Source organism: Microbacterium timonense (genome assembly GCF_900292075.1).
Taxonomy (GTDB): Bacteria; Actinomycetota; Actinomycetes; order Actinomycetales; family Microbacteriaceae; genus Microbacterium; species Microbacterium timonense.
This window is the reverse complement of record NZ_OLMV01000003.1, coordinates 232,871-245,361: the sequence shown is the minus strand read 5'-3', so window position 1 is coordinate 245,361 and position 12,491 is coordinate 232,871. Positions and strand designations below refer to the sequence as shown.

Annotated in this window: 13 protein-coding genes; 10 read left to right on the top strand and 3 right to left on the bottom strand. The window is 70.6% G+C overall.

What is annotated here, in order from left to right; all coding sequences use genetic code 11:
- Positions 1-4: 4 nt before the first annotated feature.
- The 8 genes from C9992_RS10385 (at position 5) to C9992_RS10350 (ending at position 8,280) form a co-directional block, all read left to right on the top strand.
- Positions 5-712 (top strand): ferredoxin-NADPH reductase, encoded by a 708-nt coding sequence (locus tag C9992_RS10385; protein ID WP_106815530.1) that lies wholly within the window; start codon positions 5-7, stop codon positions 710-712.
- A 42-nt stretch (positions 713-754) separates the two neighbouring features.
- Positions 755-1,939, top strand: a complete 1,185-nt coding sequence (locus C9992_RS10380) for a glycoside hydrolase family 88 protein (RefSeq protein ID WP_106815529.1) — start codon at positions 755-757, stop codon at positions 1,937-1,939.
- Positions 1,936-3,069: a fumarylacetoacetate hydrolase family protein gene (locus C9992_RS10375; protein WP_235008183.1), complete on the top strand. Its 1,134-nt coding sequence runs from the start codon at positions 1,936-1,938 to the stop codon at positions 3,067-3,069. The genes C9992_RS10380 and C9992_RS10375 overlap by 4 nt, the downstream gene beginning before the upstream one ends.
- Positions 3,066-3,830 (top strand): 2-dehydro-3-deoxy-D-gluconate 5-dehydrogenase KduD, encoded by a 765-nt coding sequence (kduD, locus tag C9992_RS10370; protein WP_106815528.1) that lies wholly within the window; start codon positions 3,066-3,068, stop codon positions 3,828-3,830. The genes C9992_RS10375 and kduD overlap by 4 nt, the downstream gene beginning before the upstream one ends.
- A gap of 58 nt (positions 3,831-3,888) precedes the next feature.
- Entirely contained in the window at positions 3,889-4,740 is an 852-nt protein-coding gene (gene kduI / locus C9992_RS10365; protein ID WP_106815527.1) for a 5-dehydro-4-deoxy-D-glucuronate isomerase, read from the top strand.
- A 48-nt stretch (positions 4,741-4,788) separates the two neighbouring features.
- Positions 4,789-5,694, top strand: coding sequence for a sugar kinase (locus C9992_RS10360; RefSeq protein WP_106815526.1), 906 nt, complete (start codon positions 4,789-4,791; stop codon positions 5,692-5,694).
- A gap of 163 nt (positions 5,695-5,857) precedes the next feature.
- The gene (locus C9992_RS10355; RefSeq protein WP_106815525.1) at positions 5,858-6,517 is read left to right on the top strand and encodes a bifunctional 4-hydroxy-2-oxoglutarate aldolase/2-dehydro-3-deoxy-phosphogluconate aldolase; all 660 of its coding nucleotides are present in this window, start codon (positions 5,858-5,860) and stop codon (positions 6,515-6,517) included.
- Entirely contained in the window at positions 6,514-8,280 is a 1,767-nt protein-coding gene (locus tag C9992_RS10350; RefSeq protein ID WP_106815524.1) for a glycoside hydrolase family 35 protein, read from the top strand. The genes C9992_RS10355 and C9992_RS10350 overlap by 4 nt, the downstream gene beginning before the upstream one ends.
- Positions 8,281-8,326: 46 nt before the next feature.
- On the opposite strand, the gene C9992_RS10345 is transcribed toward C9992_RS10350, so the two are convergent.
- Together C9992_RS10345 and C9992_RS10340 are read right to left on the bottom strand one after the other, a co-directional pair.
- Positions 8,327-8,983 carry a hypothetical protein gene (locus tag C9992_RS10345; RefSeq protein ID WP_106815523.1) on the bottom strand — a complete coding sequence of 219 codons (657 nt, stop codon included), beginning with the start codon at positions 8,981-8,983 and terminating at the stop codon, positions 8,327-8,329.
- A 67-nt stretch (positions 8,984-9,050) separates the two neighbouring features.
- Complete coding sequence (locus tag C9992_RS10340; RefSeq protein ID WP_106815522.1) at positions 9,051-9,593, bottom strand: GrpB family protein; 543 nt, start codon at positions 9,591-9,593, stop codon at positions 9,051-9,053.
- Between the two features lie 74 nt (positions 9,594-9,667).
- Between C9992_RS10340 and C9992_RS10335 the strand changes: the two genes are divergently transcribed.
- Positions 9,668-10,576, top strand: coding sequence for a class I SAM-dependent methyltransferase (locus tag C9992_RS10335; protein WP_106815894.1), 909 nt, complete (start codon positions 9,668-9,670; stop codon positions 10,574-10,576).
- Here C9992_RS10335 and C9992_RS10330 read toward each other — a convergent pair.
- A complete protein-coding gene (locus tag C9992_RS10330; RefSeq protein ID WP_106815521.1) occupies positions 10,480-11,961 on the bottom strand; it encodes an HNH endonuclease signature motif containing protein in 1,482 nt (493 codons plus the stop codon). The genes C9992_RS10335 and C9992_RS10330 overlap by 97 nt on opposite strands.
- Positions 11,962-12,140: 179 nt before the next feature.
- Between C9992_RS10330 and C9992_RS10325 the strand changes: the two genes are divergently transcribed.
- Complete coding sequence (locus C9992_RS10325) at positions 12,141-12,485, top strand: hypothetical protein (protein WP_106815520.1); 345 nt, start codon at positions 12,141-12,143, stop codon at positions 12,483-12,485.
- Positions 12,486-12,491: the final 6 nt, after the last annotated feature.

The following is a 12,491-nucleotide window of genomic DNA, read 5'->3' as shown; positions in this document are numbered from 1 at the left end:
CGCGATGAAGAAGCAGAGCACCTTCGCCAAGCTCAGCGGCCTCGTCTCGCACGAGACGTGGGCGTCGCTCATCGGAATGATCTACCTCGGTCTGATCGTGAACCTCTTGCTGGTGGTCGCGTGCCTGCCGCTGGTGGTGCTGCTGGTCACGACCGACCCGATGTACTCGTGGCCGCTGCTGGCTGTGGCCCTGCCGCTCGCGGCCCCGGGCCTGGTCGGCGCGTTCCGCGCCTTCCGCGAGCACTCCGACGGCGGACGCGGACCCATCCGCGCGTTCGTGGCGGGGCTTCGAGACACGTGGTGGCGCGCCCTCCTGCTGGGCGCGGCGGTGACGGCGATCATCGTGGTGCTGCTGGTCGACGTACGGATGCTGTCGAACACCGCAGCCGCCGTCGTCACCGTGCCGCTGCTCGCCGTGCTCGCGCTGCTCGTGGTGGCGGTAGGGCTCGTCGCGTTCGTCGCGGTCGCCGAGGTGCCCACCGCGCGCCTGCGCGACGTCGTGCGCGCGAGCCTCTACCTCAGCCTGCGCCGCTGGTACCTGACCGCGGCCTCCCTCGTGGTGCTCGGTCTGCAGGCCGCCGTCTTCGCCGCGGCGCCGGCGCTGGGACTCGGTCTGACCGCATCCGCGGCGCTCTACCTCGCGTGGACCAATTCCCGCTTCACCCTCCGTCCCGTGCTCGACCTCGACGAGAAGGCTGCCGCGCGCGCCTGAGGCCGCGGCATCCTCTTCCTCCCACTCCGAAGGATCCCCTCCATGACGTCCACCTCGCCCGCTTCGGGCACCAGAGCCCTCTCGACCGACACCGCCATCGCGGCGGCGCTGTCGACGATCCGGCGCAACATCGCGACGTTCGGGGGTGCCTATCCCGACGACACGACGGTGGACGACCACTACCGCCTGCGCCCCGCCGAGGGCGGCATCCCGCTCGGTGGGAACCGCGGCTGGACCACGAGCTTCCGCACGGGCATGCTGTGGCTGGCCTGGGAGCTCACCGGCGACGACGAGTTCCGTGAGGCGGCCCTGGTCGACGTCGCCGACTTCGACCGCCGCGTGCGCGCCGAGGAGGACCTCGACACGCACGACCTCGGCTTCCTGTACACGCTCTCGACCGTCGCCGCGTGGCGGCTGGTGGGCGACCCGCGCGCCCGGGACGCGTCGCTGCTGGCAGCCGACCACCTGATGCGGCGGTTCCTTGAGCCCGCGGGCATCATCCAGGCCTGGGGCGACCTGTCCGATCCGGCTCAGCGCGGCCGCACGATCATCGACAGCCTGATGAACATGCCGCTGCTCACCTGGGCGCACGAGCAGACCGGTGAGGCCCGCTTCGCCGATGCGGTCGTGCGCCACACCGCGCAGCTGCGCGAGCACATCCTCCGCGACGACGACTCCACCTTCCACACGTTCTACTGGGATGCCGAGACCGGCGAGCCGCTGCGCGGTGCGACCGAGCAGGGCGCCTTCGACGAGTCGTGCTGGGCGCGCGGCCAGGCCTGGGGCATCTACGGGTTCGCCATGAACTACGCCGTCACCCGCGACGAACGGCTGCTGGAGGCATCCCGCCGCTGCGCCGACTATTTCCTGCAGCACCTGCCGGCCGACGAGGTGCCGTTCTGGGACCTGGTGTACACCGACGGCAGCGACGCCCCCCGCGACAGCTCCGCCGCCGCGATCGCGGTCTGCGGCCTGCTGGAGCTCGCGGCGGTCGAGACGGATGCCGAGCGCGCCGCGGAGTGGACGGCCCGAGCCCACTCGATCCTCGCCTCGCTCGTCACCGGCTACACGCCCGCCGCGCCCGAAGATTCCGACGCGCTCATCCTGCACTCCGTGTACGACCTGCCCAAGGGCAACGGCGTCGACGAGGGAACCCTGTGGGGCGACTACTTCTACCTGGAGGCGCTCATGCGGGTCGCCCGTCCGCAGTGGAGGAAGTACTGGTGAGGCTCGTCACCTACGCGTCGGGATCGGGGGCGAGGCCCGCGGCCCTCGTCTCCGGCGTGGCCGGCGATCGCGTGCTGGATCTCGGCGACCTTGCCGGGTCGGTCGTGGGACTGCTGACAGATGCCGCGGCGCTGGCGGCGGCGCGGGCCGCCGTGGCGGCTGCTGACGCTGACTCGCTGCCGCCGCTGGACGCGTCGGCGCTTGCCGCGCCGGTCGTGCCGGGCAAGATGCTGTGCCTCGGCTACAACTACCGCGGGCACGTGCCCGACGGCGTAGACCCGACCGCCGACGACCCGGAGTACCCGGATGTATTCGTGAAGACCCCGAACACGCTCGCGGGCCCGAACGACCCGGTCGTGATCCCGCCGGGGGCCACAGATGTCGATTACGAGGGCGAGGTCGCGGTCGTCATCGGCCGCCGCGCGCAGCGGGTGTCGCTCGAGGACGCCCTGGATCACGTCGGCGGGTACACGATCCTCAACGACGTGTCGGACCGCGCCTGGCAGCGCCGGCAGAGTCAGTGGGCGCTCGGCAAGTGCTCCGACGGGTTCGCGCCGCTCGGGCCCTGGGTCGTGACGCCCGACGAGGTCGGAGACCCGCAGGACCTGCTCGTGGAGGTCGTGCGCGACGGCGTCGTCACCGTGTCGCAGTCCACCTCGACCACCATCTTCAGCGTCGCCTACGTGATCCATCATCTGAGCCAGGTGATGACCCTGGAGCCCGGTGACGTCGTGTCGACCGGTACGCCGCAGAAGCTCCCCGCCGCGCAGGCCGCGCACCGCCCGCTCGCCGACGGCGACGAGGTCACGGTGCGCATCTCGCGGATCGGTGAGCTCACCACCCGTTTCGTCGCCCCTTCGCGCCCCCCGGTCGTTGAGCGAGCGGAGCGAGACGAAACGTCGCCCGCTCACTCCCCGGTCGTTGAGCGAGCGGAGCGAGACGAAACGTCGTCCGCTCGCCCCTCGGTCGTTGAGCGAGCGGAGCCAGTCGAAACGTCGCCCGCTCGCCCCTCGGTCGTTGAGCGAGCGGAGCGAGTCGAAGCGTCGTCGCCGGGCTCCGCCGAATCCTCTGCGGGCTCTGGCGCGCTCTCCGCTCAACGACCGATGACCACCCAGGAGGCCTACGCATGATCCTCGACTCGTTCCGCCTCGACGGCAAGGTCGCGCTCGTCACGGGCTCGAGCCGCGGCCTCGGGCAGGGGGCCGCCGTCGCGCTGGCCGAAGCCGGCGCGGACGTCGCTCTGCTCGACCGGGGCGATGCCTCCGCGACCGCCGAGCTCATCGCTGCCACCGGTCGCCGGGTGCACCGGGTGCAGCGCGATCTCGTCTCGGCCACGCCGGACGAACTGGCCGCGGCCGTCGACGAGGTGATCGCGCAGCTCGGCGGCCTCGACATCCTCGTGAACAACGCCGGCACGATCCGCCGGTCACCCGCTGCCGAGTACCCGCTCGAAGACTGGGACGACGTGCTCGCCATCAACCTCGACGCGGTGTTCCACCTCTCGCAGTCGGCCGGTCGCCACATGCTCGCGCAGGGCAGCGGGCGGATCATCAACGTGGCGTCGATGCTGTCGTTCCAAGGTGGCATTCTCGTTCCGGCATATACCGCGTCCAAGCACGCCGTGGCGGGGCTGACGAAGGCGCTCGCCAACGAGTGGGCCGCCGCCGGGGTCACCGTCAACGCGGTCGCACCCGGCTACATGGCCACCGACAACACCGCGCCGCTGCGCGCCGACGAGGATCGCGCCGCGTCGATCCTCTCGCGCATCCCCGCGGGACGCTGGGGCGAGGCATCCGATCTGCAGGGCGTCTTCGTGTTCCTCGCCTCGGATGCCGCCTCCTACGTCACCGGCGCCGTCATCCCCGTCGACGGCGGCTGGCTCGTCCGCTGATCGCCGCGCCCTCGCGCAAGCACACCCCAGACAGACACGCAGAACCAGGAGAGAATCCGTGACCGACACGCACATCCCGCAGCGCTACGCGACCAACCCCGCCCAGATCCCGGGCATGACGACCCAGCAGCTGCGCGACACGTATCTCATCCCCGACGTCTTCGTGCCCGGCGAGATCCGCCTCACCTACACCCACCACGACCGCATCGTGCTCGGCGGCGCGGTTCCCGCCGGTGGCGTGCTGGAGCTCGGCGGCTACCCCGAGATCCGCAGCGACTACTTCCTCGAGCACCGCGAGATCGGCATCGTCAACGTCGGCGCACACGGCACCGTGACCGCGGACGGCGAGGAGTACACGCTCGTCACCGGTGCGTGCCTGTACCTCGGTCGCGGCATCCGCGAGGTGTCGTTCGCCGACGCTGCCGGTTCGGGAGAATCAGGGGCGCAGTTCTACCTCTTCTCCGCTCCGGCGCACACCGCGTACCCGGCGGCGCTGGTTTCGCCCGGCGAGGGCACGGTGCGTGAGCTCGGTGACCAGGTGACCTCGAACCGCCGGACGCTGAACCAGTACATCCACGAGAACGGCATCAAGAGCTGCCAGATCGTGATGGGCGTCACGCAGCTGCATCCGGGGTCGATGTGGAACACCATGCCGGCGCACACCCACGACCGTCGCACCGAGTGCTACCTGTACTTCGACCTCCCCGAGGACGCACGCGTCATCCACCTCATGGGCGAGCGCGAAGAGACCCGTCACCTCGTCGTCGCCGACCGGCAGGCCGTCATCTCGCCGTCGTGGTCGCTGCACTCCGGCGTCGGCACCGCCGCCTACTCGTTCGTGTGGGCGATGGCCGGTGAGAACCAGGCCTTCGACGACATGGACGCGGCGCCGGTCACCGAGCTGCGGTGACGGCGGCCGGAAGGGTGAGGGATGCCGCATCCTGACTACGCTGGCGACATGCCGCGTACCCTGCTCGCCATCGGCGAGACGATGGCGATGGTCACCCCGGTCGTCGCAACACCCGTGGTGGACGCCGACGCCTTTCTGCTGGATGCCGGGGGAGCGGAGTCCAACGTGGCCGCGCACGTGGCGGCGCTCGGTCACCGCGCGGTGTGGTTCAGCCGGCTCGGCGCCGACGCGCTCGGGCACCGCATCGCCCGGCAGCTCTCGGGTCGCGGCGTCGACGTGTCGCGGGTCATCTTCGACGACGCGCACCCCACCGGCATGTACGTGAAGGATCCCGGCAACGGTGTGCTCTACTACCGCCGCGGGTCCGCGGCCGCGCACCTGTCAGAGGCCGACGCCGATGCCGTGTCGTTCGACGGTGTGGACCTGCTGCACGTGTCGGGCATCACGGCCGCGATCTCGTCGTCTGCCGCATCCTTCCTCACCCGGGTGATCGAGCGCGCGAGGGCCCGTGGCGTGACGGTGTCGTTCGACGTCAACCACCGGGCGCCGCTGTGGGACGCCCCCACGGCCGCGCCCGCGCTGCTCGAACTCGCGCGACGCGCCGACATCGTGCTCGTCGGCCGCGACGAGGCCGAGACGCTGTGGGGCACGCCGGCGGCGGCCGACGTGCGGGCTCTGCTTCCCGAGGTGTCCGAGCTCATCGTCAAGGACGGCGACGTCGGCGCCACGGCGTTCGTCCGAGGCGAGGAGGTGTTCGAGCCGGCGCTCGTGGTCGAGGTCGTCGAGGCGGTCGGCGCGGGCGACGCGTTCGCCGGGGGATACCTCGCGGGTCGGCTCTCGGGCGACCCCGTCCGGGCGCGGCTGCGCGCGGGGCACGAACGCGCCGCCCGCACCCTACAGACGACGACCGACTCCATCGACGACCCCGCGCCGGCCGCCGGCATCCCCTCGTGATGGGCTCCGGCTCCCTCATGACGGGCTCGGGTCGCCGGCCTCCCCTCACCACGGGTTTGGGGCGCATCCCGAACGTTCGGGGCGCGCGGCCTGCGCCCCGAACGCTCGCGACACGCCCCAAACCTCGGACAACGACCGACCACCACTCACGAAGGATGCCCGCATGACCTCTCAGCCCACCCCCGTGACGAACCGAGTGGATGCCGCGGCTCACGCCGACTGGTTCGAGACGGCGTTCGCGTCGGCACCGCTCATGGCGATCCTGCGCGGCATGGGCGTCGAGCGCTCGGTGCGGCTCTCCGAGACGGCGTGGGAACTCGGCATCGACTCGGTCGAGGTGCCGCTGCAGACCGAGGAGGACGAGCGTGCGCTGTGCGAGGTCGTTCGGATCGCAGCCGAGCGCGGCAAGATCGTCGGTGCCGGCACGATCATCACCCCGGCGCAGGTGGCGCTGGCCGCCGAGGCGGGGGCGGCGTACCTGGTCTCGCCCGGGCTCGACCCGGTCGTGGTGCGCGCGGCGCAGGATGCCGGCATCCCGATCCTTCCCGGCGTCGCGACGCCCAGCGAGGTGCAGCTGGCCGTCTCGCTCGGCCTCACTTGGCTGAAGGCGTTCCCTGCGACGTGGCTCGGCAGCGGCTGGTTCCGACACATCCGCGGACCGTTCCCGCAGGTGCGGTTCGTGGCCACCGGTGGGCTGGACGCATCCAACGTCGAGGAGTTCCTCGACGCCGGCGTGCGTGTGGCGGCGGTGGGATCGGCGCTCGAAGACGCGTCGCAGCTGGAGCGTCTCGCCGCCGTGCTGCAGACGAGAGCGGCCCGATGACGGCGGCGGCATCCACCGCTCGATCGTTCGCGATCGGAGAGTCGGACTTCCTGCTGGACGGCGAGCCGTTCCGCGTGCTGTCGGGTGCGATCCACTACTTCCGCGTGCACCCGGGCCAGTGGGCGGACCGCATCCGCAAGGCGCGGCTGATGGGCCTCAACACGATCGAGACCTACGTCGCGTGGAACGCCCATGAGCCGGTCCGCGGCGAGTGGGACGTGACCGGATGGAACGACCTCGGCGCGTTCCTGGACCTGGTCGCCGCCGAGGGCATGCACGCGATCGTGCGGCCGGGGCCGTACATCTGCGCCGAGTGGCACAACGGCGGCCTGCCGGTGTGGCTCACCGGGATGCCGGGGATCGGGCTGCGTCGCTCGGAGCCGTCGTACCTCGCCGAGGTGACGACGTACCTGCAGCGTGTCTACGACATCGTCGCTCCGCGCCAGATCGACCGCGGCGGGCCCGTCATCCTCGTGCAGATCGAGAACGAGTACGGCGCCTACGGGAACGACACGGCGTATCTGGAGCACCTCGTGCGGGTGACGAAGGATGCCGGGATCACGGTGCCGCTCACGACCATCGACCAGCCGACCGACCAGATGCTCCGCGACGGCAGCGTGGCGGGCGTGCACCTCACCGGGTCGTTCGGCTCGCGCGCGACGGAACGGCTCGCGACGCTGCGCCGTCACCAGCCCACGGGGCCGCTCATGTGCGCCGAGTTCTGGGACGGCTGGTTCGACTGGTGGGGCGCCTACCACCACACCACCTCGGCGGCGGACTCGGCGGCCGAGCTGGAGGCGCTGCTGGCTGCTGGGGCATCCGTGAACTTCTACATGTTCCACGGCGGCACGAACTTCGGCCTCACCAACGGCGCCAACGACAAGGGCCGCTATCTGCCGATCGTCACGTCGTACGACTACGACGCGCCGCTGGACGAGCGCGGCGACCCGACCGAGAAGTTCTTCGCGTTCCGCGACGTGATCGCGAAGTATGCTCCGGTGCCCGATGAGGCGCCCGCGCGGAGCGCCGCCGCTCCGGCGTTCGAGGTGCACATGGACGCCGTCGCGTCGGATGCGAGGTCGGTGTTCGAGGTGCCGCCCACGTTCGACGCGCCGCCCACGTTCGAGCAGCTCGGGCACCTCAGTGCCCTGGTGTCGTACGAGGTGGAGCTCGGCGGGCGTGGCGGGGTGCTCGCGATCGGGGAGGTGCGCGATCAGGCGTGGGTGTCGGTCGACGGGGTCGCGGTCGGCACGCTGTCACGGACGCGTCACGAGAACGCGCTGGTGCCGCCGCCGGGTCGCCGGCTGCGCGTGCTCGTCGAGGAGCAGGGGCGGGTCAACTATGCCTCGCGCCTCGGTGAACCGAAGGGTCTCATCGGTCCGGTGACGCTGGACGGCGTCCTGCTCACGGGGTGGACGGCGGAGCCGATCGACGTCGCGGCGCTCGGCGCGTCGATCACGGATGCCTCCGCCGTCGTCGAAGCGCCATCCGGGGTGGCGCCGTTCCTGTTGCGCGGGTCGTTCGTTCTCGATGCGCCCGTGGACCTCTTCCTGGACACGTCCGGGTGGGGGAAGGGCTTCGCTCTCGTCAACGGGTTCCTGCTCGGTCGGTACTGGAGCAACGGTCCGCAGCGGACGCTGTACGTGCCGGCCGCGGCGCTGCAGGCCGGTGAGAACACGCTGGTCGTCATCGAGCTCGATCGGGTGGCGGGAACGGTCGCGCGTTTCGTGTCCCAGTCCGATCTCGGCGCTGCGGAGGAGTAGGCGCGGGTTTCGGATGCCGCGGCGGCGCCGTGATCCTCGCGGCCGGTCAGATGTCGGAGAAGTCGTTGGACGGGCTCTGCAGCTCCGAGACGATGTCGCCGTCAAGCCCCGCGAGGATGAACATCCGGCCGACCTCACCCGGGCGCGTGAGGGACTGCGTGTCGGGCGCGTCCCGCGAGTCGATCCCGAGGTAGTCGGAGACGCCGTCGCCGTCGGCGTCCCAGTGCTCCCACCCGCCGGCCGCGAGCACCTCATCGCGACTGTCGCCGACGCCGATTCCCTCGGTCGTGCGGACCGGAATCCCGCCGAGAGTCGCCGCCAGGATCGCGACGTTCGCGGGGCCGTCGATCGGGACGGTGATGGTTATCTCGTCCCATCGGTAGGTGGTGCCCCACATGTCGCCGTTGCCCCACGGGTCTTCGACGACTTCGCCGTTACGAGGAACGCCGGTCAGCTCTTCGACGAGCACGAGCAGCGGGTCCGGGGTGTCGAAGCGGACCACCCGGGTCGCTCCGGCCTGTGTGATCTCGAGGCTGTCCAAGCCGAGCACGATCGCGCTCGCGGTGGTCGGCGTGGGAGCGGCCGTCGGCGTCTCGGCTGTGCGGCTCGGCGGTGCGCTCGTGTGCGCGGGGGTCGGATCGGTCGCCGCACAGCCGGACAACAGGAGCGCGGCAGCGACGAGCGCGAGGACACGACGGTGCATTCGTTGACTGTAACCGACGAGTATGCCGGCTCGGGCATGCGAAGGATGTCGCGCCTGGTGGGAAGCCTCAGCCGCCCTTGTTGAGGGCGAGGATGGCGCGCTTCTCGTCGTCGGTGAGGTCGGAGAGGGCGAGGACCTCCTGCAGGATGGGCGACTTGCGTGCAAGGTACGTGTCGATGTCCATGGCGGGGTCCTCCGCGAGCTCGCTCTTCACGGCGCCGTAGCGGTCCCGCAGGTCGGGTCGTGTGCGAAGGATCGAGCGGACGGCGAGGTGGTTGCGCAGGTGGAGTGTGCCGTCGACGCAGACGTACACGTTCCTTGGCGGATCGTCGTCCGGCGCGGCGAGTGACTCGCGGTCGGTGATGCCCAGGTCGCCGCGGTGCCTGTAGCCCGCGTGCCCGAGCGCTTCGATCGCGGCGGGCACATCGCGGCGGGCGACGACGACATCGATGTCGAGGATCGGCTTCGCGGCCAGCCCCGGAACGGATGTCGAGCCGACGTGCTCGATGGCGACGACCGGCACGTCGGCGAGGGCTCGCCGCAGGTCCGTGGAGACGATCGCGAACTTTGCCGGCCAATCGGGCGAGTACGGAACGACGGTGATGGCCACCCCCCTACTCTTCCAGTCCGCAGTCGGTCGGTCCCACGGGTTCGGCGGCCGCCACGGGTCGTACGCTCGTGGACGTGGGCGGTCCCATGTATTTCGAGGAGCGGGCTGCGGACTATGGGGCGGCGCGTCCGCCTTATCCGCCGGAGCTGTGGGCGCGGCTGCGGACGCTGGGTCGTCTGCGGCCGGGTGGTGCGGCCCTCGATCTGGGAGCAGGGAGCGGGCAGGCGACGGGTCCGCTGCTGGATGCGGGGCTTCACGTCACCGCTGTCGAACCTGGACCGACGCTTGCACGCCTCTTGCAGCATGCCTACCCGCAAGCCGACGTGCGTGTCACTCGCGCTGAGGACATGGCGCTCGCGTCCGCCGCCTTCGACCTCGTGGTGGCGGCGACGTCGATCCATTGGATGGATCTCGAGGTGGTCCTCCCGAAGGTTCACGACGCACTGGCTCCCGGTGGGCGGTTCGTCGTGTGGCGCCATGTGTTCGGCGACCCGGAGGCGGCCGAGACGCCCTTTCGTTCCCGCGTGGCCCAGATCGTCCGGGCGCGTGAGACGGCTCCGCGTCCCGACGCGTGGGCTGAGGACCGGGATGCGACGATCCGCATGCTGACCGCGTCCGGGCTTTTCGCGGTGGAGGATGTGTCGACGTTCCGTTGGAGCCTCGAGCTGGACGGTCCAGGCATCGGGCTTCTCTTCCGCACGTTCAGCGACTGGTCGGATTCCGAGGTGCAACAGGCCGTGGATGCCGTCGCCGAGTTGGGCGGGAGCGTGACGGAGCACTACTCCTCATGGATGGTGGTGCTGGCGCCGCTCCGACGCGGACCCTGCCTGCCCACTAGCCTGGGGCAGCCTGCGAACCGGCCGGTGACCACAGTTTCGCGGCGGGCTCACGCGGCCTGGAAGCGCGTGGGTGACTTGGTTCGCAGGCGGACCGGCTCCTGGACTTCTCCGGTCGCGGCATCGGGTGGCGAATGCAGCCAGTAGGTATCGGCATCCGTGCCGGCATCCCGATGTCGTGAGATGCGCCAACGTTGATTGTGAAGGCGGAGGTGGCAGTTCCGGCACAGCGCGATGCCGTCGTCGACATCGGTGCGGCCCTGGTCGCTCCACCAGTGTTCGACGTGGTGGTATTCGCACTGCGAGATCGGGGCGCTGCATGAGGGCCACATGCAACCGCCGTCTCGAGCGGCGATCGCGATGCGTTGCTTGCGATTGAACAGTCGCAGTTCGCGGCCCACGTCGAGTGGCCGTCCGTCGGCGCCCCAGACGACCGGGACGGCACCGGCGTCGCAGAGTCGAGCCTCGATCACGCCGCCGGGAAGCGCGGCGCCACCATCCTCGAGGTGACCCACGCCCCTGACCACCATCTCACCCGGCTCTTCCGCGCTGCTGATCGCTGCGGCCTCGAGGAGGATGCGCACCCCGGGCTGACGATCACCGAATGCCTGCTGCGGGTCGGCGTGCGCTCCGGTCCGCAGTACGGCAACGAGCGTGTCGTATTGCAGTTGCTCGTTGCTGCGTTCGTCGTCGGCTTCGGCATCGGTCTTCGTGCCGGCGTCGGCGTCGACGAACCTCGGCCCACGGCGGGGACGCAGGGCCGCCTGCAGCAGCGCATCGACGAATGCCGCTGCCTCATCGTCGAAGACGATCCGGCCGTGCCGTTGTCCCGATTCGTCGGTCCAGGTGCGGAACGACCGCGCGGCGAATCGCTCCTCGAACCGGAGACTGACGCCCACCGGATCCAGTCGATCCCGCGCGACGCGAGCCTGATTGCGCAGTTCTTCGACGGGAAGGTCTCCGGCTTCGTCAAGAAGCATGTCGACCGCGCGAGCCCAGGCGTGAGGCAGGAAATCGGCATCGACCTCCGGGTAGCGCTCGACCGGTGGTTCACCGAGCCCGATCCGTATGGCGGTGAACTGTGCCTGCGAGACCCGTCCTGACGTCAGCGCGGCGCGCAACAACCGGAGCCATTCGGGTGGCTGTGCGGAGGTCGTGTCGTCTGATCCCCCGCCGCCTGATGTGGGTGCCGTCGGCGCCAGTTCGGCGCCGGTCTCAACGGCGCGGATGACGTCGGCACGGCCGAGGCCGGTGATCTGCTGCACGAGAGCGGTCCCGGTGCGAAGCCCCTTCCGCTGGGCCAGGCCGCCGTAGCCGAGGTCTCGCGCGGAGCGCTTCGCCACTTCGGCCGATGCCGCCGCCACGATGAGCTCCAGCGCCTTGCGAGCTTCAGCCGTCTCACTCAGCAGCCCCAGCAGCCCCTCATCATCCAACCGCACCACCCTGTCGCCATCGTCGCCGACACGTTCGGCGACGCGCGCCGCGGCATCCATCAGCCGCACCGCGGGCGACGAGGGAGCCGGGAAGTTCATAGAACAAAGATACGAGGGGCCTCCGACATCCGCTGATCCGGCGGGCGTTCTGAGGCTCACGCTCCTCAGGCCCCGAGGCACCCGGTCCGAGCGCGATCCGGACGCCGGGTGCACCGCGACGGCGGATCGTACGTGGGTACCAGGCCAGACTCGGCCACATCGGCCGTTACGCTCGCACCATGACCAAGTCCGCGGTGAAGCCCGGTGAGTGGGTGACGCTGTGGACGGTGGCCGGCATGGTCCTGCTGGGGTTGCTGGCGGTTGCTTCGCTGCCGGCGGTCTGCGCGATCTCCGGACCGTGTTCGCAGGGCGCGCGCGTACTGCCTGCCGCGCTGGGCTCTCTGTTGGTCGTCGCCGTGGCTGTCGCGGCGAGCGTGGTCGCTCACCGCAGCGCGGGACGGGTGCGCGACGGCGTGCGCCGGAGCGAAGGCGTGGTCGCCGGCGGGATCACCGCCATCTTGCTGGTCGGCGTCGCCTTCGGCGCGGCGGCGCTGTTCAGCGCTGGATTCGCGCTCGTGATCTGATGAGTT

What these genes read in the sequence shown, in the direction of transcription:
- C9992_RS10380 (WP_106815529.1), top strand. Translation starts at nt 755, where the DNA reads ATGACGTCCACCTCGCCCGCTTCGGGCACCAGAGCCCTCTCGACCGAC.
- C9992_RS10385 (WP_106815530.1), top strand. Translation starts at nt 5, where the DNA reads ATGAAGAAGCAGAGCACCTTCGCCAAGCTCAGCGGCCTCGTCTCGCAC.
- C9992_RS10345 (WP_106815523.1), bottom strand. Translation starts at nt 8,983, where the DNA reads ATGCACCGTCGTGTCCTCGCGCTCGTCGCTGCCGCGCTCCTGTTGTCC.
- C9992_RS10360 (WP_106815526.1), top strand. Translation starts at nt 4,789, where the DNA reads ATGCCGCGTACCCTGCTCGCCATCGGCGAGACGATGGCGATGGTCACC.
- C9992_RS10350 (WP_106815524.1), top strand. Translation starts at nt 6,514, where the DNA reads ATGACGGCGGCGGCATCCACCGCTCGATCGTTCGCGATCGGAGAGTCG.
- C9992_RS10355 (WP_106815525.1), top strand. Translation starts at nt 5,858, where the DNA reads ATGACCTCTCAGCCCACCCCCGTGACGAACCGAGTGGATGCCGCGGCT.
- C9992_RS10325 (WP_106815520.1), top strand. Translation starts at nt 12,141, where the DNA reads ATGACCAAGTCCGCGGTGAAGCCCGGTGAGTGGGTGACGCTGTGGACG.
- kduD (WP_106815528.1), top strand. Translation starts at nt 3,066, where the DNA reads ATGATCCTCGACTCGTTCCGCCTCGACGGCAAGGTCGCGCTCGTCACG.
- C9992_RS10330 (WP_106815521.1), bottom strand. Translation starts at nt 11,961, where the DNA reads ATGAACTTCCCGGCTCCCTCGTCGCCCGCGGTGCGGCTGATGGATGCC.